Here is a 25,264-nt window from a genome sequence, read left to right on the forward strand (position 1 = left end):
GCCGTCACAGCGCCCCCCTGGTGGTGCGGCGGGCCTGCACGTAGCGCTCGTAGCGTTCGTAGCGCTCCACGCGGCGCCGGTTGGCGCGCCGGAAGCGGCGGGCGACGAGCCGGGCGAGGTCCGCCGCGCCGACCATGCCGGCCTCGGGGCCGAGCTGGGCGCGCGCGATGCGGGCCTCGGGGCGGTAGCCGCGCCCGGTCAGATGGCGCCGGAAGGCGTCCCGGGCGGGACCGATGAGCAGGTCGTCGGCCGCGCTGACCCCGCCGCCGATCACGAAGCAGGACGGGTCCAGGGCCGCCGCCAGGTTGGCGATGCCCACGCCGAGCCACTGGCCGATGTCCTGGAGCAGCTCGACGCACATCGCGTCGCCCTCGCGGGCCAGCTCGGTGATCAGCGGGCCGGTGATGTCGGAGATGTTGCCCTTGACGTGCTCGATGATCCCGTACGCCACCGGGGAGTCCGCGGCGGCCAGCTCCTTGGCCTCGCGCACCAGGGCGTTGCCGGAGCTGTACTGCTCCCAGCAGCCGCGGTTGCCGCACGGGCAGCGGTGGCCGCCGGGCACCACCTGCATATGGCCGAACTCGCCGGCGACGCCGAACTTGCCCCGCTTGACCTGGCCGTCCTCCAGGATGGCGCCGCCGATGCCGGTACCGAGGGTGATCATCACAAGGTGGTCCTCGCCGCGGCCGGCCCCGAAGCGCCACTCCGCCCAGGCGGCGGCGTTGGCGTCGTTGTCGACCAGGACGGGTACGGCGAGCCGCCCGGCGAGGCGGTCGCGCAGGGGCTCGTTGCGCCAGGACAGGTGCGGGGCGAACAGGACGCGGTTGCGGTCCGCGTCCACCCAGCCGGCCGCGCCGATGCCGACGGCGTGGACATCGTGCCGGTCGGACAGGTCCAGGACCAGCTCGACGATGGTGTCCTCGACGACCTTGGGGCTCTTGGACTTGTCGGGCGTCTCGGTGCGGAGCTTCTCCAGGATGTTGCCGTCGGCGTCGACGACGCCCGCCATCACCTTGGTGCCGCCGATGTCGATGCCCACTGTCGGGACGCGCGGGGCCGTCAGATGGGAACGGCGCTCGCGTGTGCCCACGGTCCGCAGGACGGTGGCCCGGGCGGAGCCGCGGTGGGTGAGGTCGCGGTAGGTGCTCATCGGGCCCGATTCTGCCTCACGCCACCGCTGGACTGCACCGTGGACCGTCCCCTGGGCCACACCCGGCACGGTCCCCGCCGGGCCTCGGGCGTCTCCGCGCCGCCGGCACGGTCCGGGCCGTTCCTGGCCGTTCCTGGCAGTCCGCGCCCGCGCGGCGCAGCGGCGGGACGGCTCAGCCCCGTGCTCCCCTCGGGGCGCGGTTCGCGAGTTCATGACGCAGATCGTCCAGCTCGTCGCCGCCCGCCATCTGGCTGGTCAGCTCCTCGAGGGTGATCTCCTCACGGGTGTGGCTTCCCACCATCGTGCCGCGCTTGAGCAGGACGAAACGGTCGCCCACGAGATACGCGTGATGCGGGTTGTGGGTGATGAAAACAACACCCAGACCCTCGTCTCGGGCGGCGGCCACATATTTGAGGACCACACCCGACTGCTTCACACCGAGTGCCGCGGTCGGCTCGTCGAGGACCAGCACCTTGGCGCCGAAATACACCGCCCGCGCGATCGCCACACACTGGCGCTCACCCCCGGACAGGGTGCCGACGGGCTGGTCGACGTCGCGCAGGTCGATGCCCATGCGCAGCAGCTGCTCGCGCGTCGTCCGGCGCATGAGGTCGACGTCGAGGCGCTTGAAGGGGCCGACGCCCTTGCGGGGCTCGGAACCGAGGAAGAAGTTGCGCCAGACCGGCATCAGCGAGACCACCGCGAGGTCCTGGTAGACCGTGGCGATACCGCGGTCCAGAGCCTCTCGGGGGGAGGACAGACGGACCTCCTCGCCCTCGATGCGAAAGGAGCCGGCGTCGTGCCGGTGCAGCCCCGCCACGATCTTGATGAGCGTGGACTTGCCCGCGCCGTTGTCGCCGAGGACGCAGGTGACGTCACCCGCGTGGACCTCCAGGGAGACTCCTTCGAGGGCGCGTACGTTGCCGTAGCGCTTGCCGATGCCCGCCAGGGCGACGAGCGCGGTGCGCTCCGTGACGTCGACGTCCGTGGTCATGTCGTGGCCTCCGCGCGCTTGCGGACCCAGGCGTTGAGCAGGGTCGCGAGGAGCAGCATCGCTCCGAGGAAGAACTTGAACCAGTCGGGGTTCCACTCGGCGAACACGATGCCCTTGCTGGTCATGCCGAAGAGGAACGCGCCGACCGCCGAGCCGATCGCGGATCCGTAGCCGCCGGTGATCAGGCAACCGCCGATGACGGCCGCGACGATGTAGATCAGCTCGTTGCCGACGCCCTCGCCGGACTGGACGACGTCGTACGAGAACAGCAGGTGCTGGCCGGAGAGCCAGGCGCCGAGGGCGACGCCCATGTAGAGGCCGATCCTGGTGCGCTCGACCGGGACGCCGACCGCGCGGGCCGCGTCCTTGTTGCCGCCGACCGCGAAGATCCAGTTGCCGGCGCGGGTGCGCAGCAGGATCCAGGAGGCGAGGGCGACCAGGGCGAACCACCACAGGATGGTGATCTTGAACTGGACGCCGCCGACGGTGAGCGTGGAGGCGAAGAGGGCCCGCGCCGAGGCGAAGCCGTCCATGTCGGAGATCGACTTGGTGGAGACCGTGCCGCTGATCAGCTTGGTGAGACCGAGGTTCACCCCGGTCAGCATCAGGAAGGTGCCGAGCGTGACGATGAAGCTGGGCAGCTTCGTACGGGTCAGCACAAGGCCGTTGAAGGCGCCGATCGCGAGCGTGACCAGGAGGGACACCCCGGCGCCGACCCAGACGTTCGCGGTCATCTGGTAGCTGAACATGGAGGACACCAGCGCCGACGACGTCACCATGACACCGGCCGACAGGTCGAACTCGCCGCCGATCATCAGCAGCGCGACCGGGACGGCCATGATGCCGATCGTGGACGCCGCGTACAGGACCGTGCTGAGGCTCGGCGCCCGCAGGAAGCTGTCGGCGACGATCGAGAAGAACACGAAGACGGCGAGCGCGCCGATCACGGAGCCCAGCTCGGGCCGGCCGAGGAGCCGCTTCAGCGGCGAGGTCCTCAGCAGGCGCTCGTCCGCCGCCGCCCTCGGGCTCTCGGGCGCGGATGCCGGTGCCGTCGCGGTCATCGCGTCCCCCGCTTCGTGTACTGCTCGAGCGCCGCGGCCTGGTCCCTGGTGATGATCTGCGGTCCGGTGAGCACGGGCCGGCCGCCGCCGAGGGCGTTGGCGTTGTACCTGTGGAGCCAGAGCTGGTCGACCGCCTCGTAGCCCTGGAGGTAGGGCTGCTGGTCGACGGCGAAGCCGAGGGTGCCGTCCTTCAGCTCGGCCGCCACCTTGGCGTTCAGGTCGAAGGTGTCGACCTCCGCCCGGCTGCCCGCATCGGACCTGGCCTTCACCGCGGTGTCGGCGTAGGGGGCGCCGAGGGTGACGACGGTGTCGACGGACCGGTCCGACTGGAGACGCGCCACCAGGGCGGACTGCACGTCCGGCATGTTGGTGCCGTTGACGTAGAGGTTGTCCACGGTGCCGTGGAACGTCTTCCTCACGCCCGCGCAGCGCTGCTCGTGGCCCACGTTGCCCTGCTCGTGCAGCACGCACAGGGCCTTCTTGCGGCCGCGCTTGTTCAGCTCTTCGCCGACGGCCTCGCCGGCGATCGTCTCGTCCTGGCCGATGTGGGTGAGCGCGCCGAACTCCTTGGACTGCGCCGAGCCGGAGTTCACCGTGACCACCGGGATACCGGCCTTCTCGGCGCGGGCGACGGCGGCCTTCATCGCGTCGGGCTTGGCCAGGGTGACGATGATGCCGTCGACCTTCTGGTCCACGGCCGCGTCCACGAGCTGGGCCTGCTGCTGGGCATTGGCGTCGTGCGAGTACAGGAAGTTGATGTTGTCCTTGGCGGCGGCCTGCTCGGCGCCGCTCTGCACGATGTCCCAGAAGGTGTCGCCATCACCCGAATGGGTGATCATCGCGAACGTCCAGCGGGGTGTGTCCACCGCGGCCCGGCCCTGGGCGGCGGCGGCCTTGCGGGCGTCCTCGGCACGCTTCCCGCCGTGACTGCTGCACCCCGCCAGGGATAGGCCGAGCGCCCCTGCGAGCGCGATGGTTGCCCAGGTCCGAAACCGTGCCACGAGACTGTGACCTTCCTGCCTAGTCGCTTGAAGCCCCCAAGTATCACCGACCGCGGATCGACGCCGCAGGTCAGGGGGCTGGTACGGGCAGGCTCAGGGGGCATGCGCGGGCGGCGGGCGGGCGCCCCGGCCCCTGGGAAGGCCGGGGCACGGCCCGGAGAAGGGCGCCCGAAGGCTCAAGGACGTACGAGCAGTTGGAACTCGAACGAGTAGCGCGAGGCCCGGTAGGTGTGAGTGCCGAACTCCACGGCACGGCCCGTGTCGTCGAACGTCGTGCGCTGCATGGTGAGGAGCGGGGCGCCCTCGGGTTCGCCGAGCCGCTCGCCCTCGACGGGGGTGGCGGCGCGGGCCCCGACGGTCTGCCGGGCACTGTGCAGGGTGATGCCTGCCGCGCGCATCAGCCGGTACAGGCCCGTGGACTCCAGACGCTCGGAGTCCAGGTCCAGCAGGCCGGTCGGCAGGTAGTTGCACAGGTACGCCATCGGCTCACCGTGTGCCAGGCGCAGCCGCTCGATGTGGTGCACCTCCATGCCCTCGGGCACCCCGAGCGCGGCGGCGACCTCGGTCGAGGCGACTGCGAACGTGTTGACCAGGACCCGGGTCGCGGGGCGCTGCCCGGCCGCCTCCAGGTCGTCGTAGAGGCTGCTGAGCTCCAGCGGGCGCTTGACCTGGCTGTGCACGACCTGGGTGCCGACGCCGCGGCGGCGCACCAGCAGACCCTTGTCGACGAGGGACTGGATGGCCTGGCGGACGGTGGGCCGGGACAGGCCGAGGCGCCCGGCCAGCTCGATCTCGTTGCCGAGCAGGCTGCCCGGCGTGAGCTGCCCGTGCTCGATCGCGGCCTCCAGCTGCTGGGACAACTGGAAGTACAGGGGCACCGGGCTGGTCCGGTCGACACCGAGCTGGAGCGAGACGGTCGGATCCACATCTGGTTTCGGCACGGGCCGAGCGTAGCTCCGGTACCTGATGACGGGAAGTTGTGTAGTCCGGTTGTCCGGACAAAGCATTGACAGGACGGGGGGTGCACCCGCAGGTTGTTCCCATGCGCATCGGACTCATCGGAGCTGGCCGGATCGGAACCTTTCACGCGACCACGCTCAGCCGCCACCGCGAGGTCGGCTCGCTCATCATCACCGACGTCGACAGGGCCCGGGCCAAAGCGCTCGCGGACCGGCTGGGCGCGACGACCGCGCCCGGTGTGGACGAGATCTTCACCTGGGGCGTGGACGCCGTGGTCGTCACGGCGGCGACCGCTGCCCACGCGGAACTGATCGGCCGGGCGGCGCGCTCCGGGCTCCCGGTGTTCTGCGAGAAGCCCATCGCGGTCGACCTGCCGGGCACGCTGAACGCGCTCGCCGACGTCGACGCCGCGGGAACGGTGCTGCACATGGGATTCCAGCGCCGCTTCGACGCGGGTTACACGGCCGCGCGGGAGGCCGTGCGCTCCGGCCGGCTCGGACGGCTGCACACGGTCCGCGCGACGACGGCGGACCAGGCGCCTCCGCCGGCCGAGTATCTGCCCGTCTCCGGCGGGATCTACCGCGACTGTCTCGTCCACGACTTCGACATCCTGCGCTGGGTCACCGGCCGCGAGGTCGTCGAGGTGTACGCGGCCGGGTCGGACGCCGGCGGGGCGATGTACCGCGAGGCGCATGACGTCGACACGGCGGCGGTGGTCCTCACTCTGGACGACGGCACGCTCGCCACGGCGACCGCGACCCGCACCAACGGCGCCGGCTACGACGTCCGCATGGAACTGGCCGGCGAACTGGACACGGTCGCCGTGGGCCTGGACGACCGTACGCCGATCGCCTCGACCGAACCGGCCGGCCCGCCGCCCGCGCACAAGCCGTGGACCGGCTTCCTGGAGCGCTTCGCGCCCGCGTACGAGGCGGAGGTCGCCGCCTTCGTCGAGGTGGTGCAGGGAGAACGCGCCAACCCGTGCGACGGCCGTGAGGCCCTCCAGGCGCTGCGGATCGCCGAGGCCTGCGAGCTGTCCCGGCACGAGCACCGCCCGGTGAATCTCGGTGAGATCGCGGGCGCCCGCGACTGATCCGCCGCTCCTGCGCGACCCCGCCCCGCCGTGCGTCCCCTACCAGCGCACCGGAAGGGTCCGCACCCCCCGTATCAGCATTCCCGGCCGCCAGGGGCCGGGCGGGCCGTCGAGGGACAGGTCCGGGCAGCGCTCCAGCAGGGTCCGCAGGGCCGTGCGCGCCTCCAGCCGGGCCAGCGGTGCTCCCAGGCAGTAGTGCATGCCGTGTCCGAAGGCGAGATGGCCCTGCGGGGCGCGGCGGACGTCGAAGCGGTGGGGGATCGAGACGATCGTGCTCGGCACCAACCCCGACGGGCTGGAGTTCGCCCGCAGGCACGGTTTCGTCGAGGTCGACCGCCATGTGGCCGCAGTCTCTCCTCGGTGCCGTCCGAGGCGGACGAGGTGTTCTTCAGCTACCCCCGAGCGGAAACGTCCCGCGCATACACGCCCCCCGTGATGCCGCGCCCCGCCGCCTGCTGGCTGTGTGCGGCACATCCGGGCCAGCCAGCCGGACCCGCCGGCGAACGGGAGAACGGCAGACCGGGAAATCGGGAGAACGCGAGACCGGGAGCACGGGCGAACAAGAGAACGGCAGAACGGGACTTTCGGCGGGACCCCTCCGACCGGACCAGGCAGGCGCGCCCGCCCCCGAGGCGACGGTCGGTTTCCTCGGGTGCGGGCGCGCCGTGGGCTCAGCAGTCGAAGTCGATCAGGTCGAACGTCGCGTAGTGGTCGGAGGTGTAGTAGTCCTCCTCGTACTTCTTGCCCGTGACGATGCGGCGGGCGCCGCGTGTCGAGGAGCCGGGGGTCTTGACCGTGTACTCGTGGTAGTAACCGCTCGTCTGCCTGGGGAGCACGCTCTCGCGGTTCTGGAAGACGGTCCCGTCCTGTGAGTAGGGGAAGGGGCCGCCACGGTCGATCAGGTCGAGCGTGGTGTAGGCCTGGGACGGCAGGTCGCTGTGGCAGATGCTGCCGACGTAGGCGGCTGCGGCGTCCGCGGTGGTGGCGGAGACCGTGCCGCCCATGAGGAGGGCGGACAGGAGCGCGGCTGTGGTGCCGATCCGGGTGGCTCGTGGGGGGAATCTCATGACGCCATGATGACGCGCGTAGAGAATGGCATGTCAATGACAAATCAACAAAGTTTCCCGTCCCGCCCCCTGAGTTCCCGGGACGTTAACCTCCGGCCCGGGACCGGGCGTCCAGGCGCCGTGAGGCCACGTACTTCGGCAGCGCGTTGAGCCGGTACGCCACCGGGTCGGCGTGGCCGGTCACCTTCGGCCGGTGCGAGGCGAAGACCTCGTACGCACGGCGGCCGGAACTCATCCTCAACCCGCGTGTGTGGAGAACAGTCCGCCCGTCGGCCCCTGCTTGTCGCCGCCCTGGGCCTTCTTCAGGGCGTTGGCGAGGCTCTCGATGGTGAGGGATTGCAGGATGACGCGGCCGTTGCCCTCCAGGGTGGCCAGGGACAGGCCCTCGCCACCGAAGACCATGTTCATGATCCCCTGGCGGTTGAGGCCCCCGACGCGCTGGACGCCGTACTGGATCCCCTCCTCGAAGGCGACGACACAGCCGGTGTCGACCTCGATGCGGCCGCCGAAGTCCGCGGGGTTGAGGTCGATGAAGTTGCCGGCGCCGGCGATGATCACCGTGCCGTACCCGGTGAACTTCTCCAGGACGAAGCCCTCGCCGCCGCTCATACCCGTGCGGCCGCCCTGGAAGGCGATGCCGAAGTCGACGGTCGACTCGGCGGCCACGAAGGCGTCCTTCTCGGCGAACCACGCGCGCCTGCCGTCGAGCTCCAGCGCGCGCATCTCACCGGGGAGCACTCCGGCGAAACCGACCGTGCCCTCACCGCCCTGCGCCGTGAAGTACTGGAAGGCCAGCGACTCGCCCGCGAGCGCACGCTGGCCGACCTGCATGGCGGTGCCCATCGCCTGGCGCAGGAAGCCGCCCATGCCGCCGCCCGCGCCCTGGGACTGGCCGCCGCTGTTCGACGGGCCGGACAGGCGCGTCTCCATCGTCACGTTCGTGGTCTTGAAGAGGAACTTGCCCGCCTCGCAGTACACGGTCTGGCCGGGGCTCAGGTTGACGACCGCCATCTGCATGGCGTTGCCGACGATTTCTTGCTGAAGAGTCACGTGGGGGGAACGCGGGAAACGGGCCGATTGGTTCCGGGCCTTGCAGGGGCATGCCCACGGGCCCTACGGAGGCATGCTCCCGGGCCCGGCGGAGGCAGGCGGAGGCATGCAGAGGCGTGTTTCCGGGCCCTCCGGAGGCACGGGTCCTCGCGGCCTCCGGAGTCCGTGGTCGTTGCGGTCAGCCGCCGAGTTCCCGGTGGCGTGTCGTGAGGTCCGCCACGCCCCGCTCGGTGAGGCTGCCGTACAGCCGCAGCCGGGAGATGCCGCCGTCCGGATAGATGTCCACGCGCGCGTGCGTGCCGACGGCGGGCTCCGGAAGGACGAAGCGGTGGTTGGTGTCGGGCTGGAGACGGGTGCGCGGGAGGATCTCCCGCCACTCCGTGTCCGCGGCTTTCTCGCCGCCGCCCGTGACCGAGACCGACGCCCAGCCCGCCGCGTTCCCCTTCAGATACGCGGTGTCGATCTCGATCGCGCGGATCCGCGCCTCGGCGGCCAGCCGGTAACGGATCCAGTCGTTGCCCCGGTCGCGGCGGCGCCGCGTCTCCCAGCCGTCGTCCATCTTGCGGGGCCTGCCCGGCTGGATGGTGTTGCTGGCGGGCGAGTAGAAGAGGTCGGAGGCGTCCTCGACCCGGCCGCCGTTCTCCAGGGCGACGGCGTCGAAGGTGCCCAGCGCCCGAAGCCACTCGGGGTCGGGCACCACGTCGCCGTATACCCGCAGGCGCGCGATGCCGCCGTCGGGGTGCTGGTTGACGCGCAGGTGCGTGAGGCGCTGCTCGACCGCCACGGCGAAACCGTTGGCCGCGTGCCCGCCGACCGGCGTACGCGGGACGAGGGTCGTCCACTTCACGTCGTCGCCGAGGAGTTCCTCGGGCGAGGGAGAGCCCGGCGCCGATGTGCCCTCGATGGACACCGCCTGGGGGTAGTTGCCCCGGAAGTGCGCGGTGTCCACGACGATGCCCCGTACTACACCCGGCGCGCCCAGGCGGATCAGTGCCCAGTCGTGGTCCTCCGCGGTGGGCCACGGGTGCCCGGCCGAGACGCCGCGCCGGCGCCGGGTCTCCCAGCCGTCCATGACCTTGCCCTTGTGCCCGAAGTGCTCGGGGTCGAATGCGGCGCGCTCGGGGACCAGCAGGTTCTCGCGGGGGGCGAAGAACTCGTCGTTGGCGGCGAGGACCGCGGCGCCGAGCCGGCGGTCGGCGAGGTTGGCGTGCCGGGTGAAGGGGAAGTCGGCGCTGCGGTAGTCCGCGTACGGGTCACCGCCTCCGTAGGGGTTGGCGTCGCCGGTGAAGCGGGCCGGGCCGGTGTGCTGCTGCGCCGTCACGGTGATCAGGTCGTCCTTTCGGGATTCGGCGGGTGCGGGAGTGGTCAGTGGGCCCGGGTGAGCAGCCTGCCCTTCGGCTCGGTGAACTCGCCGTCCGCCACGATGCGTTCGCCGCGCAGCCAGGTCGACCTCACCACCCCGGACAGGGTCCGGCCGGCGTACGCGGTGACGCGGTTGCGGTGCTGGAGGGCGGCCGGGTCGACGGTGAACGTCTCGTCGGGCGCGAACACCGCGAAGTCCGCGTCGTGGCCCGCCGCGATGGCGCCTTTGCGGGACTCGAGGCCCACGAGCCGCGCCGTGCGCGTGGACATCCAGCGGACCAGGTCCTGAAGACCGTGGCCGCGCCGTCGTGCCTCGGTCCACACGGCGGAGAGGCTCAGCTGCAAACCCGCTATGCCGCCCCACGCCGTCGCGAAGTCGCCGGTCTTGAGGTCGGCGGTCGACGGGGAGTGGTCGGTGACGACGCAGTCGATCGTGCCGTCGGCCAGCGCGCGCCACAGCAGGTCCTGGTTGGCGGCCTCGCGGATGGGCGGGCAGCACTTGAACTCGCTGGCCCCGTCCGGGACCTCCTCGGCCGTCAGGGTCAGGTAGTGCGGGCAGGTCTCCACCGTGATCCGTACACCGTCCGCCCGGGCGGAGGCGATCAGCGGCAGCGCGTCGCCGGAGGACAGGTGCAGCACGTGCACGCGCGCGTCGAACCGCCTGGCCTGTGCGATCAGCTGGGAGATGGCGGTGTCCTCGGCTTCTCGCGGGCGGGAGGCCAGGAAGTCGGTGTATTTCGGGCCGCCCTGCTGCGGGGCGGCGGCGAGGTGATGCGGGTCCTCGGCGTGTACGACGAGGAGACCGCCGAAGCCCGCGATCTCGGCCAGGGACCGGGCGAGTTGCTCCTGGTCCAGGTGCGGGAACTCGTCCACGCCCGAGGGTGACAGGAACGCCTTGAAGCCGAAGACGCCCGCGTCGTGCAGCGGCCGCAGGTCCTTCACGTTGTCGGGCAGCGCGCCGCCCCAGAAACCGACGTCGATGTGGGCCTTGCCGGCCGCGGTCTCCTGCTTCGTACGGAGGTGCTCGACCGTCGTGGTCGGCGGCAGCGAGTTGAGCGGCATGTCGACGAGGGTGGTGATGCCGCCGGCCGCCGCGGCCCGCGTGGCCGTCCAGAAGCCTTCCCATTCGGTGCGGCCGGGGTCGTTGACATGCACGTGGGTGTCGACGAGTCCGGGCAGCAGCACGTCGTCGCCGAAGTCCTCGAGGCGCGCCCCGGTCGGTACGTCCGCGTCGTAGGGCAGGACGTCCGTGATCGTGCTCCCGGCGACCGCGACGGATGCGGCACGCGTCCCTTCGGGCGTGATGACGCGTCTCGAGCGCAGCACCAGTTCGGCGTCGGACACCCGGACCCCTTCCTCCGCGCCGTTTCGCTTACGGGCAACGGGATGGACACCCCACAACGGAATTCAACGTTCTGTTGAAGGAGTCTTCACTCCCACTCTCACGCCGTCAAGGGTGGAGCGCCATCCGGCACGCGCGGCGGCATACGCTCTGGACGTTTCCACAAAGTGGAATTAGAGTTCCAATGGGAATTCCGATGGCCAGGACGTAGCTACGCACCAGCAGGGAGTCAACCGGCTGCCGGGTAGGCTGCTGCCCTCCCCGCCAGTACCGAAAGGAACGCGCCGTGCCGACGTCGACGTCCAGCGCCAGCGACGCCCCCGCCAAGTCCGCCACGGGCGGGGTGCAGTCCCTCGAGCGCGCCTTCGACCTGCTGGAGCGGATGGCGGACGCGGGCGGCGAGGTCGGCCTCAGCGAACTGTCCGCGAGCAGCGGCCTTCCGCTGCCGACGATCCACCGCCTCATGCGCACGCTCGTGGCCTGCGGTTACGTTCGCCAGCAGCCCAACCGCCGCTATGCGCTCGGCCCCCGGCTGATCCGGCTCGGCGAGTCGGCGTCCCGGCTGCTCGGCACCTGGGCGCGCCCCTGTCTCGCACGGCTGGTGGAGGAGACCGGGGAGACCGCGAACATGGCGCTGCTCGACGGCGACGAGGTCGTCTACGTGGCGCAGGTGCCGTCCAAGCACTCGATGCGGATGTTCACGGAGGTGGGCCGCCGGGTGCTGCCGCACTCCACGGGCGTGGGCAAGGCACTGCTCGCCACCACGCCGGACGACGAGGTGCGCGCCCTGCTGGCCCGCACCGGCATGCCCGCCGCGACCGAGAAGACCATCACCACGCCGGACGCCTTTCTCGCGGCGCTGGCGGTGGTGCGCCGGCTCGGGTACGCGGTCGACGACAACGAGCAGGAGATAGGGGTCCGGTGCCTCGCGGTGTCCGTGCCCGACTCCCCGACCGCCGCGGCGATCTCCATCTCCGGCCCGGCGGGCCGGGTCACGGACGCGGCGACGGAGCGGATCGTGCCGGTGCTCCGGCAGGTGGCGGCGGAACTGTCCGAGACCCTGGCCGGCACGGGCATCTGACCACACGACAGGTCCTCCGCGCGCGGGGATCGCCGGGAACCCCTGGCCGGCTACGGCGGTGTGCGTCCCTCGGCTCAGCCGGGCGGCGGACCCCCGAACAGCTCGACCGCTTCACGGACCTCCGCGAGCCCCCTGGCGAGGGCGCTGACCGAGCCGATCGCGCCCGCGATCAGCAGCAGGGAGCGGCGCAGACGAGGGATCTCCGGGACGCCGCCGGCGGCCATCGCGGCGAGCACCGCCAGTTCGTCCTCGGCGATGCCCCGGTCGGGGAACTCGGCGGGGAGCACGGCGAGTTCACGGCGCAGCCGGGACACGGCGGTCCGCAGTTCCGCCACTCTTCGATTCTCGTCGCCGCCGGTCACCGGCCTCTGCCTCAAGCTCCGCAACACAGCTCCCCCCTCGCACGCCTTCGTGCGCATGCTCCGCACCGACGCCCGCCGCCCAGGGCGCCGGCCGGGCGCCGAGGGAGAGCCAGTAAACGCCACTCGGTACGCCGGGCGCCAGCATGGGGACCGGAATTCAGTCCTGGGAGCCACGCGACCGCCGCGCCTCGGGTATGCAGGAGATATGACGCGAAGTGGAGGCGGTCGAGACGGGGTCGCCGGGCTGCTGCTGGCGGCAGGCGGGGGGCGCCGGCTGGGCGGACGCCCGAAGGCGCTGCTCGTGCACCGGGGGCGGCCGCTGGTGGAGTACGCGGTGGGGGTCCTGCGTGCGGCCGGGTGCGACCGCGTCCATGTGGTCCTCGGTGCGGCGGCCGAGGACGTCCGGGAGCGTGCGGACCTGTCCGGCTGCGTGCTGGTGGACAACCCGGACTGGGAGCAGGGCATGGGCTCCTCGCTGCGCGCCGGACTCGGCTCGCTCGCCGGGACGGGCGCCCGGGCCGCCCTGGTCTCGCTCGTCGACCAGCCCGGCATCGGCCCGGAGGCGGCGGCCCGGGTCCTCGCCGCGTACGAGGACGAGTCCTCCCTGGCCGCGGCCGCGTACGGGGGCGTCCGTGGCCATCCGGTCCTCTTCGGAACCGCTCACTGGACCGGCGTCGAGGCGTCCGCCACCGGGGACCGCGGAGCCCGCGCCTATCTGAAGGAGCACGAGGGCGCGATCCGGCTGGTCGAGTGCGGGGACGTGGCGCGGCCCTACGACATCGACACCGAGGGCGACTTGACCCACCTGGAGTGAGCGCGGTGGCACGGAGCGCCGCCTTCCCTCGAAGCGGAGACTCTCGACGTCAACAGATCATTGAACTTCCACTATGAGGAAACTAGTATCCACTGATCAGAAGCGTCTGACCGTCGGGAGGCGTAGTCAGCCGCATCCTGATCCCTCTGGCACCCGGTGCCGTATCCGTCCGTGCCGCGGCGCCCCCGCATCAGCTCGCCGAAGGAAGTGACAGCTCATGTCCACACCAGCGCCGTCGCCGGTCGTCATCGACGCCGAGCCCCTGCCGCGGCAGGACGAGGTCCTCACCGACGCGGCCCTCGCCTTCGTGGCCGAGCTGCACCGCCGGTTCGCCCCCCGGCGCGACGAACTGCTCGCCCGCCGGGCCGAGCGCCGCGCGGAGATCGCCCGTACCTCGACGCTCGACTTCCTCCCGCAGACCGCCGGGATCCGCGCGGACGACTCCTGGCGAGTGGCCCCCGCCCCCGAGGCCCTCAACGACCGCCGCGTCGAGATCACCGGACCCACCGACCGCAAGATGACCGTCAACGCCCTCAATTCGGGGGCGCGGGTCTGGCTCGCGGACTTCGAGGACGCCTCCGCTCCCACCTGGGAGAACGTGGTCCTCGGCCAGCTCAACCTGATCGACGCCTACACCCGGGCCATCGACTTCACCGACCCGGCTACGGGCAAGTCGTACGCCCTGCGCCCGGCGCAGGAACTGGCGACGGTCGTCATGCGGCCGCGCGGCTGGCATCTGAACGAGCGTCACCTCCTGGTGGACGGAGAGCAGGTGCCGGGCGCCCTCGTCGACTTCGGCCTGTACTTCTTCCACAACGCCCGGCGCCTGCTCGACCTCGGCAAGGGCCCCTACTTCTACCTGCCGAAAACGGAGTCGCACCTGGAGGCCCGCCTCTGGAACGACGTCTTCGTGTTCGCCCAGGACCACGTCGGCATCCCTCAGGGCACCATCCGCGCCACCGTCCTGATCGAGACGATCACGGCGGCGTACGAGATGGAGGAGATCCTCTACGAACTCCGCGACCACGCCTCCGGGTTGAACGCGGGCCGCTGGGACTACCTCTTCTCCATCGTCAAGAACTTCCGTGACGGCGGGGCGAAGTTCGTCCTTCCGGATCGCAACGCGGTCACGATGACGGCGCCGTTCATGCGCGCGTACACCGAACTCCTCGTCCGTACCTGCCACAAGCGCGGCGCGCACGCGATCGGCGGCATGGCGGCCTTCATCCCCTCCCGCAGGGACCCCGAGGTCAACCGGGTCGCCTTCGAGAAGGTCCGCGCCGACAAGGACCGCGAGGCGGCCGACGGTTTCGACGGCTCGTGGGTCGCCCACCCCGACCTCGTGCCCATCGCGATGGAGTCCTTCGACCAGGTCCTCGGCGACCGGCCGAACCAGAAGGACCGGCTGCGCGAGGACGTCGACGTCAAGGCGGCCGACCTGATCGCCGTCGACTCCCTGGACGCCAGGCCGACCTACGCGGGGCTGGTCAACGCGGTCCAGGTCGGCATCCGCTACATCGAGGCCTGGCTGCGCGGTCTCGGCGCGGTCGCCATCTTCAACCTCATGGAGGACGCGGCCACCGCGGAGATCTCCCGCTCCCAGATCTGGCAGTGGATCAACGCGGGCGTCGAGTTCGAGAACGGCGAGAAGGCGACCCCGGAGCTTGCCCGCAGGGTCGCCGCCGAGGAACTCGCCAACATCAGGGCCGAGGCCGGCGAGGACGCCTTCGCGGCCGGCCACTGGCAGCAGGCCCACGACCTGCTCCTGAAGGTGGCGCTCGACGAGGACTACGCGGACTTCCTCACCCTCCCCGCGTACGAGCAGCTCGCAGGCTGAGTCACTCCGCCGGCCTCTCCGAGTGGCCAAGGGGCTTCCCCGGGGCCACTCGGTCGCGTACGAGGCGCTTGACCGCCGTGGGCTCGGGGAAACCCTGCTCGCGACGGTCCCAGACCACCTCGTCGTTCACCCGTACGACGAAGACCCCGCCCTTGCCCGGTTTGAGCGCGAGTTCCGTCAGCTCGGTCTCGAACGTCGTCAGCAGCTCCTGCGCCAGCCAGGCGGCGCGGGGCAGCCACCGGCACTGGGTGCAGTACTCGATCTGGACGCGGTGGGTCTCTCCCTCATGGGTGTCCGTCATCCCAGGTGCACCGACCAATCCTGTTCCGCCGCCGGTTTGCCGTGCAGGTCGGGGACCCGCTTGAGCCAGTCCGGCCGGCCTTGCTGTGTCCGTGCCGCGCGCAGGGCCTCCTCGGCGGCGAGTTCCTCCCGGGTGGGGAAGTCGGTGGGCAGCCACCCCTCGGACGCCTTCACCCGCGCCGAGAGGTACTCCACGTAGGCGTTCCGGAGCTCGCCGGGCGTCGCGAAGCCGGGCTCGCCGGTCAGCCAGGCGTCCGGCACCTCTTCGGTGATCTCGCGCAGCAGTTCGTCGGTCACCCGGGGCGCGAGCTCGGCCTCGGCGGCCCGCATGTCCGGGGCGAAGTGACCGAGGGCGTGGTGGCGGAAGTCGTAGGCCTTCTCGGGCGCGGAGGCGTCCCAGCGGTGGTGGAAGACGAGGGCGGCGCCGTGGTCGATCAGCCACAGCCGCGGGGGTGCGGTGCCGAAGGTGGGCCAGACCATGAGGTTGGAGCTGTGGACCGTGCGGTCGACGTTCACGGTCAGGGCGTCGAGCCAGATGATGCGGCCCGCCTCCACCGGGTCGACCGTGCAGGCCCTCGCGACCTCGGGGGTGAAGTCCCGGGCGCCCGGCAGGTAGTCCATGCCGAGGTTGAGACCGGGGCTCGCGTTCAGCAGGTCGCGCACCTCCTGGTGGGGCTCGTGCGCGGCGATCGACGGGTCGAAGTGGGCGAGCACCAGCTCGGGGACGCGCAAGCCGAGGCTGCGGGCCAGTTCCCCCACGATCACCTCGGCGACCAGCGCCTTCACGCCCTGCGCGGAGCCGGTGAACTTCACGACGTACGTCCCGAGATCGTCGCCCTCGACGATCCCGGGCACGGAGCCGCCGGACCTCAGCGGGGTCACGTATCGAACAGCAGTCACGTCGCGCAGCACACCGGCCACTGTAGGCCAGCCGCCGACGAAGTCCGCGGGCCGGCGTCGGCCGGCGGAAGCCGCCGGCGGCCGCCGGTCAGCGGCACGCCAGCGGGTTCGGCAGGGGCAGGTAGCGCGCGTCCGCGCCGTCCGCGCCCGTCCAGCGCAGCAGCAGGTTCGTCTTGCCGGGGAGGGTGGGCGAGGCCAGCAGGTCGGGGATCTCGGGGACTGGGTGGCGGGCCAGCTCCGCGCGAGCGGCGGGCCAGGGGTTCCAGCCGGGGTGGCGTTCGGCCAGCAGCGCGGCCACCTCCGTGAGGTTGTTGACGACCAGGCAGTACACGAGCCGCTCCCAGCCCGCCGCGCGGGGCACCTCCGTGAGGAGCTTCACGCCCTCCGCGTCGCGGAACAGCGCCTGCACGGGCAGGCCTGCGGCGTCCACCGCGGCCAGGGTGTTCTGCAGATGTGCCTCCAGGACGACCCCATGGCGCTCGAACGCCTCCAGGACCGGGGGCACGACCTGGCGCAGATACGCGGTCCACCAGGCCGCCGGATCGGTGAGCCGCTCGAGCGGGCTGCCGTCGAAGCCCTCCACGAGGGCCGCCGCGAGCAGCGGGGTGGCGCCGGGCCGGAGGTGGGGGGCCAGCCCGTCGCGGACCAGGACGGCGAGTTCCTCGAAGGCGAAGCCGGCCGTGCGGTAGCCGCGGTCGCTCAGCCAGGCCGCGGGGCCGCGGTACGCGGCGAACGCGGCCGCCGCCGCCGCGTCGGTGCGGCGCAGCTTGAGCAGGTCGTGGCGCCACAGCCGGCGGATGTCGTTGGTGATCCGCACGTCCAGGCTGAACTTGAGGAAGTGATCGCTGCCGGGGGCGTACACCGTTCGGATCGCGGCCGTGGGCCACACGGTCCGCGGGGCGCCGTCGAGCCGCACCAGGCGCCCGTCCTCGAACGCCGCACGGATCCCCGGGCGACCGCCCACCAGGTCGAGCTGCCAGGGGTGCGCGGGCAGCACCCGGTAGCCGGGCGGGGCCGCGCACAGCGTGTCGAGTGCCGTGGTGTCACCCTCCTCGACGACCATGTCCTCGCGTACGCCCAGAAGGGTGAGCGGGAAGCACGCGTGGGCCTCGGGGGCGTACGGCAGCCAGCTCGCGACGGGACCGCCGCCGCGCGCCTTGGGCGCCGGATGGTGGGGGTGCCCGGTGATCAGGGACTGCTCGGAGCGCAGGTACAGGTCTCTCGGCGGTGTCGCGCGGGCGCGTGCGGCCAGGATCGCGGCCACCGCGTCCCGGCTGTCGATCATCTCTCCGGGGAGGTCGGGGTTGGACAGGCCGGTGGCCCGGCGCAGCTCCTCGGCGGTGAGCTTGACCAGCTCGGCGTGGGTGAGCCGATGCCAGGTCCCGCCGGCGTGCACCTCGGGATCGCGGGGGCGCCGCCCGCCGCGCACGCGCAGCAGCCGGCCGCCGGCCCGCAGCCGGTGGACGCCCTGCTCACCCGCGGGCTCCGCCACCTCCCTGAGCAGACAGTTGAGCAGCGGGGCCGCCGCGTAGTCGTCGGCGCGCTCGGGGACGCGGTCCCTGTCGTGCATGCGGTCCACGCGCTCCATTCGTTCCGTACGGTGCACTGACGATCAGTATGTCTGTCGTGGTCCGGCACCACGAATGCGCCGCCTGTCACCGAGGAGCCCGCCCGTGTCCCCTTCCTCTTCCGCCGAGGTCCAGCTCAGCCGCGAGCTGGACGCCGTACGGCCCGATCTGTCGCCGGCGTACGCGGCCGAGCTTCCCGGTGCCCGGGCCGCCGTCCTGACGCGCCTGTGGCGGGCGCTGGCCCATGAGCCGCTGCCGTGGATCGTCCGTCGGGAGCCGACCTGCGACGGGCTGGTCCTGCATCTGGCGGACGGGCGCCGGCTGCACGGGCCGCCCGCCGACCCGTACGCCACCGCCCCGTACGCCACTCAGGTGTTCCTGGACGGGCGCGGATACGGCCGTGCGGCGGAGCTGGTCACGGCCCTCGGTGTGCCGCACGGCGCCGCGTTCGCCGCCGAGCTCGACCACAGCACGGCCTCGCTGGCGCTGTCGCGGGCCGACGGGCCGCAGGACGTGCCCGAGCCGGCGACGAGCTGGGCATGGGAACAGCGGGTGGTGGACGGGCACCCGTACCACCCCGCCTGCCGTTCCCGGCCCGGCTTCTCCGTCGCCGAGCAGCTCGCCTACGGGCCCGAGCACCGCCCCCTGGTGCGCCTCGGCCTGGTGCCCGTGGCCGACGGTCTGCTGCGGGGCGAGTGGCCGTCCTGGCTGTGGGACGGCGATCGCCCGCTGCTGCCGGTGCACCCCTGGCAGAGGGCGCATGTGCTCCGCGGCGCGGCCGAGGACGGTCCGGTGGCGCATCCGCTGATGAACCTGCGCACTCTGGCCCTGCCCGACGGCGGCCCTCATGTGAAGACCGCCCTCAGCGCCCGGCTGACGTCGTCCGTACGGGACATCTCGGTCTCGTCCGTGGAGACCGCCCTTGTCGTCTCCCGGTTCGTGGAGTCGCTCGCCGAGCGCACCGACGGCCTCCTGCGGGTCACCCACACCCTGGGGGCGTTCAGCGCCCACTCGCCGGATCTCGCCGCGATGGTGCGCGAGTCGCCCGAGACGTACGCGGACGCGGCGGCGGGCGAGTGGGTGGTCCCGGTGGCCGCGCTGCCGGTCACGGGCCTTCCCGCGTCCCCGGGCTGGCTCGCCGCATTCACCCGTCTGGCGCTCACCGTGGGGCTGCGCCTGCTCGACCTGGGAGTGGCACTGGAGGCGCACGGCCAGAACCTGCTGGTGGTGCTCTCGGCCGCGGGGGACCCGCTGCGGCTGGTCTACCGCGACCTGGCGGACATCCGGGTGAGCCCGGCCCGGCTGGCCCGGCACGGCATCAAGGCCCCCGAGGTGGCCGACCGGATCGTCACCGACGACGAAACGGCCCTGCGCCGCAAGCTGTTCGGCTCGCTCGTCGCGGGGACGCTGGCCTCCACGGCCGGTGCGGGCCGCGCGCTGGGCGCGGCGCTGGAGGCCACGACCGGGGATCTGCCGGTCACGCCCGATCTGGTGGCGCTGCGCGAGGAGCCGCTGCACGCCAAGGCGCTGACGCTGATGCGGCTGTCCCCCGAGCGTCCCGGGGACCTGTGGACACGGCTGCCCAACCCCCTCGTTCAAGAGCCCGCCCCCTGAGATCAACGAGATCGTTTTGAAGCGCGCCCCCATTGATCAATAGGATCCGCCGATGATCACAAGACAACGGCTGGCGGCGGGAGTCTGCGCCCTGCTCGCCGCCCTGGCTGCCGGGATGGCCGTCCCGGCCGGGGCCGCCGCAGACGAGACGACAGCCCAGGACGCGCCCAAGGTCGATCTCGTCCTCGACGTCAGCGGTTCGATGCGGGCGCGGGACATCGACGGCGGCTCGCGGATGGCCGCGGCCAAGCAGGCCTTCAACGAGGTTCTCGACGCGACACCGGAGGAGGTGAGGCTCGGTATCCGGACGCTCGGCGCCAACTACCCGGGCAACGACCGCCAGACCGGCTGCAAGGACACCGCGCAGCTGTATCCGGTGGGGCCGCTGAACCGGACCGACGCCAAGACGGCCGTGGCGACGCTCCAGCCCACCGGCTGGACGCCGATCGGCCCGGCCCTGCTCAAGGCGGCGGACGACCTCGACGGCGGCAACGGCACCCGCCGTATCGTCCTCATCACCGACGGAGAGGACACCTGCGCCCCGCTCGACCCGTGCGAGGTGGCCCGGGAGATAGCGGCCAAGGGGATCGGGCTGACCATCGACACGCTGGGGCTCGTGCCGGACAGCAAGCTGAGCAAGCAGCTGAGCTGCATCGCCGAGGCGACCGGCGGCACCTACACGTCGGTGCAGCACAAGGCGGAGCTCTCCCACAAGGTGAACCAGCTGGTGGACCGCACGGCGGACAAGGTGGTCACGCCGGTCGCCGTGGACGGCACCGCGCAGTGCACGACGGCACCCACCCTGAAGTCGGGCCTGTACACCGACCGCGAGGAGTTCGGGCAGCACCGCTTCTACCGCGTGGACGTGAAGCCGGGCCAGGAGCTGCGCGCCTCGGTGAGCGTCTCCGACGACCGGCAGGTGAACCCCGACTACGGGGTGACGCTGCGCGCGGTCACCGTGCACGGACGGGAGATCGTACGCGGTGAGGCGACCGGCTCGGGCCGTACGGACGTCGTGTCGACGGGCCTGCGGTACCCGAAGGCCGAGAGCGACGACGAGGACGCGCCCGCCGAGACGGTGTGCCTCCAGGTCGCCGACTCCTTCTCCCCGGCAGCCGGTGTGAAGACCACGCCGGGCCTTCCGCTGGAGCTGACGGTCGACGTCGTCGACGGTCCCGACCAGGCGGGCGATGTGGCCTCCTTCGGTCTGGGGCGTGGCTGGTGGCTGCTCGGCGCCCTGGTGCTGACCGGCTTCGTCGCGGGTGTGCTGTGGGGCTGGCTGTCGCGCTGGCGGATCGCGGTCTGGAGGACCAACTGATGCGTATCGCACGAGCGTTGACCGCGACGGCCCTGCTGCTGGGCGCCGCCGCCTCCCCGGCCGTCGCCGACGCCTCGCCGTCCGCGAGCCCGTCGGGTGACAGTGCCGCGCCCACGTCGGCGGGCACGTCGTTCCGTACGGCGACCGAGATCGAGCAGGGGCAGCAGGCCACGGCGAGCGGCTCCACGGGCGACTATCTGTACTGGCAGTTCCCCGCGGACGCGGGGCAGCGGCCCACGGTGAAGGCGACGGTGAAGCTGCCCTCGTCGTCCCGCAGCGGGACGCAGACCTGGCAGCTGGACGTGTACGACGGGCTGCGGCGGCGCCAGGCGTGCCAGTACGGGGCGCAGACGCGCACGACCGCCCAGGGCGCGGCCTCCGTCGACCTCGCCTGCACGCTGCGCACGGTCCGTGCCTGGTCGGAGACCTGGGCCAACGACCCGCTGCCGGGCACGTACTACATCCGTCTGACCGCCGTGGGGCTCGGCACGGCCGACCTCGGTCTGCCGGTGAACGCCGAGGTCCGGGTGGACTCCAAGGACATCGGCGGTTCGGCGGCGGTGGACGGTTCGCTGGGGCAGCCGCTGGTGCCGGGGATCGCGCAGAAGTCCTCGGACTCCGCGTCGGATGCGCCCACGCTCTCGTCGCTGAAGCCCGACACGTCCGGCTGGTGGTCGGATCGCTGGGTGTGGACGGCGATCGGCGGCGTCCTCGCGGCACTCGCGGGCATCGGCGGCCATGCGCTGACGCGCGGTTCGGGGCGGCCGTCCCGGGTGCCGCCGGGCGTCTGACGCCCCGCTGCCGGCCTCGGCCGGGGGCCCGCCGCGTCCCTGCGGACACGGCGGGCCCCCGCCTTTCCGTCCCCCTTCAGACCCCGTTGCGTCCCTCTTCCGCCCCCCTTCAGACCCGTTGCGTCCCTCATCAGTCCCCCTTCGGCCCCGTTCCGTCCCCCTTCAGTCTCCGCGCAGCACCTTGGCGAGCGTGCTGTCCCCCGACACCGCGACGCGCCCCTGCGCGAGCGCCTGATGGAGTGTCAAGGCGCCGCGTCCGAGAGCGATGCAGGTCTCCGCGTCGAGGGTGAGCCGGGCGTCGGGCTCCTCGGGGCCGGGCCCGTCGCCGTACACCGGACCGTCCTCGGCGCCGAGCCACAGATGGAACTCCCCCTCGTCGAGCCGGACCTGGACGAGCCCCTCGCCCGGCAGCGCCCGCAGCAGCGGCAGCGCGAACCAGTGCGCGCGCACCGCGTCCGTCGGCCGGCGCTCCGCCAGCGCGGGCGCGCCCCACGCCCCGAGCGCCTGGATCACCGGCAGCAACTGCCGCCCCCGGCCGGTGAGTTCGTACACATACGCGACTCCGGGAGGCGGCAACCTGCGGCGTGTGGTCAGTCCGTCGCGCTCCATGTCCTTCAGCCGGGACGCCAGGACGTCGGTGCTCACGCCGGGCAGGTCCGCGTGCAGATCGGTGTAGCGGCGGGGACCGGCGAGCAGCTCGCGGACGATCAGAAGGGTCCAGCGGTCGCCGACGGCGTCGAGGGCCCGGGCCGTGGAGCAGTACTGGTCGTAGCTTCGGCGAGGTGACATGCGACGCAGTCTAGACATGTTGTTGGACTTTCCAAGCCGCCACTTGGTAAAACCAAGCAACCACGGACAGCGGAGGGGAAACGGCGCATGGAGTTCCGGCAGTCGAGCAAGCTCAGCGAGGTCTGTTACGAGATCCGCGGCCCGGTGATCGAGCACGCCAACGCGCTGGAGGAGGCGGGGCACAGCGTGCTGCGCCTGAACACCGGCAATCCCGCGCTCTTCGGTTTCGAGGCACCGGAGGAGATCCTCCAGGACATGATCCGGATGCTGCCGCAGGCGCACGGCTACACGGACTCGCGCGGCATCCTCTCCGCCCGCCGCGCCGTGGCCCAGCGCTACCAGGCCAAGGGTCTGGAGGTCGGCGTGGACGACGTCTTCCTCGGCAACGGCGTCTCCGAGCTGGTCTCGATGGCCGTGCAGGCGCTGGTGGAGGACGGCGACGAGATCCTCATCCCCGCACCGGACTTCCCCCTCTGGACGGCCGTGACCACCCTCGCGGGCGGCAAGGCCGTGCACTACCTGTGCGACGAACAGGCCGACTGGTACCCGGACCTGGACGACATGGCCGCGAAGATCACGGACCGTACGAAGGCCGTCGTGATCATCAACCCCAACAACCCGACGGGCGCGGTCTACCCCAAGGAGATCGTCGAGGGCATCCTCGACCTGGCCCGCCGGCACGGCCTGATGGTCTTCGCGGACGAGATCTACGACCAGATCCTGTACGACGACGCCGTACACCACTCGGCCGCCGCCCTCGCCCCCGACCTGGTGGTCCTCACCTTCTGCGGACTGTCGAAGACCTACCGGGTGGCGGGTTTCCGCTCCGGCTGGCTGGTCGTCACGGGGCCGAAGCAGCACGCGCGCAACTACCTGGAGGGCCTGACGATGCTGGCCTCCATGCGGCTGTGCGCCAACGCCCCCGCCCAGTACGCGATCCAGGCCGCGCTCGGCGGCCGGCAGTCCATCGGCGAGCTGACCGCGCCCGGCGGCCGCCTCCACGAACAGCGCGAAGTGGTCTGGCGGAAGCTCAACGAGATCCCCGGAGTGAGCTGTGTGAAGCCCAAGGGCGCGCTGTACGCGTTCCCGCGCCTGGATCCCAAGGTGCACAAGATCCACGACGACGAGAAGTTCGTGCTGGACCTGCTGCTGCGGGAGAAGATCCAGGTGGTCCAGGGCACCGGATTCAACTGGCCCACCCCCGACCACTTCCGCATCCTCACACTGCCTCACGCGGACGATCTGGAGGCGGCGATCGGGCGGATCGGCCGTTTTCTGAGCGGCTACCGCCAGTAGGACGGGGCGCCGGCCCGCCTTCCCCGCGGGCCGGGGGACCTTCCCGGAACGGCCGTCTGGCCCAGTCCGTCCTGCGCGCCGCCGTGCGTGTGTGGCACGGTGCGCTGAGAGGCGGAGCGGGAAGGGCGGCACGGCGTGGGCGACCTCATTCTGGTCCGGCACGGTGAGACCGAATGGTCGTTGTCCGGACGGCACACCGGGCGGACCGACGTCCCGCTGACCGACCACGGCCGGGAACAGGCGCGCCGGCTGGCTCCGCTGATCGCCCGGCATCACATCGCGTCGGCGTTCGTCAGCCCGATGCAGCGGGCCCGGGAGACGGCCCGGCTGGCCGGGATCGGGGGCGCGCGCGTCGACGCGGACCTGTCCGAGTGGGACTACGGCGGGTACGAGGGCGTCACGACCGTCGAGATCCAGCGGACGCTGCCGGACTGGTTCCTGTTCACGGACGGCGTCGCCCCCGGCCCCCCGGAGCACCCCGGGGAGAGCCCGGAGGAGGTCGGAGCGCGCGCGGACCGGGTACTCGCCAGGATCGACGCGGCGCTCGCCGAGGCGGAGGGCAGCGTGGTCGTCGTCTCACACGGCCATTTCCTGCGGGTGCTGACCGCGCGGCGGCTCGGTCTGCCGGCCTCGGCGGGCGCCTTGTTCCAGCTCTCCACGGGGACCATGAGCCGGCTGAGCACGGAGCACCGCCGCCATGTGATGGCCGGCTGGAATGTCAGACCCGACGCGTACTGTTCCCATGGGTCCCTCTCCGCGGGGGAGGCGGGGCCGTCCGAGGAACACTGAGGGGGGACACGAGCGTCCGTCCTCTTCCCCGCGGGAAGGAGCACGCCGTGACCCGACCGCCCACCGCCGCACAGCGGCGTGTGATCGAAGCCGCCGACCCCGTCACCGGGCGGCTGAAGGGGACGGACGTCCAGCTTGCCGCGCTGGTGAAGCGGGGGCTGGCCTTCCGGCATCCGCGTCCGCCGCATGACCACTTCCTCACACCGGCGGGTCATCGCATACGGGAGGCGCCCCCCGAGGAAGAAGCGGTGCCGGACGCTTCCGCCCCGGCGGCGGACTCGGGCGTGTTCGCCGCGCGGGTCGGCGGTGAGGAGTGCGAGGACACCGGGCCCGCGCGGGCACGCGAGGTGCACAGCGCCTGGCAGGGGCTGCTTGAGCTGCGCCGGATGACCAACCCGGGCGGTGCCACGGACCGCCCGTGCGGCTGGGAGCGCGCCCATCTGGTGCCTGCCGCCGCACTCGCCCTGGAGGCCGCCGGGCACCGGCCCGCGACCGGGGACCAGGGGGACGGCTACCGGGTGCGGGCGACCCCGCAGCCGGAGGCGGTCGCCGTGCACCAGCCGGACCTCGCGGCACTGCGCTCCTGTGCGGCCACGCTGGAGAACGCGGGCTGGCAGGTGAGCGAGCACACCCCGCCGCGGGCCGGGGAGCGGTACGTGCTGGCGTCACCGCGGCGCAGATGACCGGCAGGTCGGTCGTACGGGACCGGGGACGCAGACCGTTCG

At 72.1% G+C, this 25,264-nt stretch carries 24 protein-coding genes and 2 pseudogenes; 10 read left to right on the plus strand and 16 right to left on the minus strand.

Annotated elements, in window-relative coordinates; translation table 11 throughout:
- Positions 1-4 precede the first annotated feature (4 nt).
- The 5 genes from ABZ876_RS29965 to ABZ876_RS29985 all read right to left on the minus strand — a co-directional run bounded on the left by ABZ876_RS29965 (position 5) and on the right by ABZ876_RS29985 (position 5,132).
- Positions 5-1,150, minus strand: a complete 1,146-nt coding sequence (locus ABZ876_RS29965; RefSeq protein WP_361787792.1) for an ROK family glucokinase — start codon at positions 1,148-1,150, stop codon at positions 5-7.
- A 172-nt stretch (positions 1,151-1,322) separates the two neighbouring features.
- Positions 1,323-2,144: an ATP-binding cassette domain-containing protein gene (locus ABZ876_RS29970; protein ID WP_361787794.1), complete on the minus strand. Its 822-nt coding sequence runs from the start codon at positions 2,142-2,144 to the stop codon at positions 1,323-1,325.
- Entirely contained in the window at positions 2,141-3,205 is a 1,065-nt protein-coding gene (locus ABZ876_RS29975) for an ABC transporter permease (protein WP_361787796.1), read from the minus strand. The genes ABZ876_RS29970 and ABZ876_RS29975 overlap by 4 nt, the downstream gene beginning before the upstream one ends.
- Positions 3,202-4,206, minus strand: coding sequence for a sugar ABC transporter substrate-binding protein (locus tag ABZ876_RS29980; protein WP_361787798.1), 1,005 nt, complete (start codon positions 4,204-4,206; stop codon positions 3,202-3,204). The genes ABZ876_RS29975 and ABZ876_RS29980 overlap by 4 nt, the downstream gene beginning before the upstream one ends.
- Positions 4,207-4,382: 176 nt before the next feature.
- On the minus strand, positions 4,383-5,132 hold the full coding sequence (locus ABZ876_RS29985) for a GntR family transcriptional regulator (RefSeq protein WP_361787895.1): 750 nt from the start codon (positions 5,130-5,132) through the stop codon (positions 4,383-4,385).
- A 116-nt stretch (positions 5,133-5,248) separates the two neighbouring features.
- Here ABZ876_RS29985 and ABZ876_RS29990 point away from each other — a divergent pair, with 116 nt between their 5' ends.
- A complete protein-coding gene (locus ABZ876_RS29990) occupies positions 5,249-6,259 on the plus strand; it encodes a Gfo/Idh/MocA family oxidoreductase (RefSeq protein WP_361787800.1) in 1,011 nt (336 codons plus the stop codon).
- A gap of 39 nt (positions 6,260-6,298) precedes the next feature.
- Here ABZ876_RS29990 and ABZ876_RS29995 read toward each other — a convergent pair.
- The 6 genes and pseudogenes from ABZ876_RS29995 to allB form a co-directional block, all read right to left on the minus strand.
- Positions 6,299-6,511 (minus strand): annotated as a pseudogene (locus ABZ876_RS29995) (cytochrome P450); the annotation flags it as partial.
- A gap of 419 nt (positions 6,512-6,930) precedes the next feature.
- Positions 6,931-7,326: a ribonuclease domain-containing protein gene (locus ABZ876_RS30000; protein WP_361787802.1), complete on the minus strand. Its 396-nt coding sequence runs from the start codon at positions 7,324-7,326 to the stop codon at positions 6,931-6,933.
- Between the two features lie 121 nt (positions 7,327-7,447).
- Positions 7,448-7,552, minus strand: a pseudogene (locus ABZ876_RS30005) (dihydrofolate reductase); the annotation flags it as partial.
- A gap of 11 nt (positions 7,553-7,563) precedes the next feature.
- Positions 7,564-8,376, minus strand: coding sequence for an AIM24 family protein (locus tag ABZ876_RS30010; RefSeq protein ID WP_361787804.1), 813 nt, complete (start codon positions 8,374-8,376; stop codon positions 7,564-7,566).
- A 178-nt stretch (positions 8,377-8,554) separates the two neighbouring features.
- The gene (gene alc / locus ABZ876_RS30015) at positions 8,555-9,697 is read right to left on the minus strand and encodes an allantoicase (protein WP_361787806.1); all 1,143 of its coding nucleotides are present in this window, start codon (positions 9,695-9,697) and stop codon (positions 8,555-8,557) included.
- A gap of 44 nt (positions 9,698-9,741) precedes the next feature.
- Complete coding sequence (gene allB / locus ABZ876_RS30020; RefSeq protein WP_361787808.1) at positions 9,742-11,082, minus strand: allantoinase AllB; 1,341 nt, start codon at positions 11,080-11,082, stop codon at positions 9,742-9,744.
- 284 nt (positions 11,083-11,366) lie between these two features.
- Here allB and ABZ876_RS30025 point away from each other — a divergent pair, with 284 nt between their 5' ends.
- Positions 11,367-12,161 (plus strand): IclR family transcriptional regulator, encoded by a 795-nt coding sequence (locus ABZ876_RS30025; protein WP_361787810.1) that lies wholly within the window; start codon positions 11,367-11,369, stop codon positions 12,159-12,161.
- 74 nt (positions 12,162-12,235) lie between these two features.
- On the opposite strand, the gene ABZ876_RS30030 is transcribed toward ABZ876_RS30025, so the two are convergent.
- Positions 12,236-12,550 (minus strand): DUF5955 family protein, encoded by a 315-nt coding sequence (locus ABZ876_RS30030; protein WP_361787812.1) that lies wholly within the window; start codon positions 12,548-12,550, stop codon positions 12,236-12,238.
- A gap of 178 nt (positions 12,551-12,728) precedes the next feature.
- Here ABZ876_RS30030 and ABZ876_RS30035 point away from each other — a divergent pair, with 178 nt between their 5' ends.
- Both ABZ876_RS30035 and aceB read left to right on the plus strand, forming a co-directional pair.
- Positions 12,729-13,337 (plus strand): nucleotidyltransferase family protein, encoded by a 609-nt coding sequence (locus tag ABZ876_RS30035; protein ID WP_361787814.1) that lies wholly within the window; start codon positions 12,729-12,731, stop codon positions 13,335-13,337.
- Positions 13,338-13,554: 217 nt separating this feature from the next.
- A complete protein-coding gene (gene aceB / locus ABZ876_RS30040; RefSeq protein WP_361787816.1) occupies positions 13,555-15,174 on the plus strand; it encodes a malate synthase A in 1,620 nt (539 codons plus the stop codon).
- A 1-nt stretch (position 15,175) separates the two neighbouring features.
- Here the strand turns inward: aceB and ABZ876_RS30045 are convergent, their stop codons facing one another.
- The 3 genes from ABZ876_RS30045 to ABZ876_RS30055 all read right to left on the minus strand — a co-directional run bounded on the left by ABZ876_RS30045 (position 15,176) and on the right by ABZ876_RS30055 (position 17,962).
- Positions 15,176-15,475, minus strand: coding sequence for a SelT/SelW/SelH family protein (locus ABZ876_RS30045; protein ID WP_361787818.1), 300 nt, complete (start codon positions 15,473-15,475; stop codon positions 15,176-15,178).
- On the minus strand, positions 15,472-16,386 hold the full coding sequence (locus ABZ876_RS30050; protein ID WP_361787820.1) for a HipA family kinase: 915 nt from the start codon (positions 16,384-16,386) through the stop codon (positions 15,472-15,474). Before ABZ876_RS30050 ends, ABZ876_RS30045 begins: the two co-directional genes overlap by 4 nt.
- Before the next feature lie 76 nt (positions 16,387-16,462).
- The gene (locus tag ABZ876_RS30055) at positions 16,463-17,962 is read right to left on the minus strand and encodes an IucA/IucC family protein (protein ID WP_361787822.1); all 1,500 of its coding nucleotides are present in this window, start codon (positions 17,960-17,962) and stop codon (positions 16,463-16,465) included.
- Between the two features lie 55 nt (positions 17,963-18,017).
- On the opposite strand from ABZ876_RS30055, the gene ABZ876_RS30060 reads away from it, so the two are divergent.
- The 3 genes from ABZ876_RS30060 to ABZ876_RS30070 are packed head-to-tail and all read left to right on the plus strand — an operon-like array spanning position 18,018 to position 21,665.
- Complete coding sequence (locus tag ABZ876_RS30060) at positions 18,018-19,556, plus strand: IucA/IucC family siderophore biosynthesis protein (RefSeq protein WP_361787824.1); 1,539 nt, start codon at positions 18,018-18,020, stop codon at positions 19,554-19,556.
- A gap of 52 nt (positions 19,557-19,608) precedes the next feature.
- The gene (locus ABZ876_RS30065; RefSeq protein ID WP_361787826.1) at positions 19,609-20,874 is read left to right on the plus strand and encodes a VWA domain-containing protein; all 1,266 of its coding nucleotides are present in this window, start codon (positions 19,609-19,611) and stop codon (positions 20,872-20,874) included.
- Entirely contained in the window at positions 20,874-21,665 is a 792-nt protein-coding gene (locus ABZ876_RS30070; RefSeq protein WP_361787827.1) for a hypothetical protein, read from the plus strand. The genes ABZ876_RS30065 and ABZ876_RS30070 overlap by 1 nt, the downstream gene beginning before the upstream one ends.
- Positions 21,666-21,827: 162 nt before the next feature.
- On the opposite strand, the gene ABZ876_RS30075 is transcribed toward ABZ876_RS30070, so the two are convergent.
- Entirely contained in the window at positions 21,828-22,454 is a 627-nt protein-coding gene (locus tag ABZ876_RS30075) for a winged helix-turn-helix transcriptional regulator (RefSeq protein ID WP_361787829.1), read from the minus strand.
- A gap of 87 nt (positions 22,455-22,541) precedes the next feature.
- Here ABZ876_RS30075 and ABZ876_RS30080 point away from each other — a divergent pair, with 87 nt between their 5' ends.
- From ABZ876_RS30080 to ABZ876_RS30090, 3 genes are all read left to right on the plus strand, one after another.
- Positions 22,542-23,750 carry a pyridoxal phosphate-dependent aminotransferase gene (locus tag ABZ876_RS30080; protein ID WP_361787831.1) on the plus strand — a complete coding sequence of 403 codons (1,209 nt, stop codon included), beginning with the start codon at positions 22,542-22,544 and terminating at the stop codon, positions 23,748-23,750.
- A gap of 135 nt (positions 23,751-23,885) precedes the next feature.
- Positions 23,886-24,539, plus strand: coding sequence for a histidine phosphatase family protein (locus ABZ876_RS30085; RefSeq protein ID WP_361787833.1), 654 nt, complete (start codon positions 23,886-23,888; stop codon positions 24,537-24,539).
- A gap of 47 nt (positions 24,540-24,586) precedes the next feature.
- The gene (locus ABZ876_RS30090; RefSeq protein ID WP_361787835.1) at positions 24,587-25,222 is read left to right on the plus strand and encodes a hypothetical protein; all 636 of its coding nucleotides are present in this window, start codon (positions 24,587-24,589) and stop codon (positions 25,220-25,222) included.
- The last annotated feature ends 42 nt before the right edge of the window (positions 25,223-25,264 follow it).

The organism is Streptomyces sp. NPDC046931, assembly GCF_040644655.1.
GTDB lineage: Bacteria > Actinomycetota > Actinomycetes > Streptomycetales > Streptomycetaceae > Streptomyces.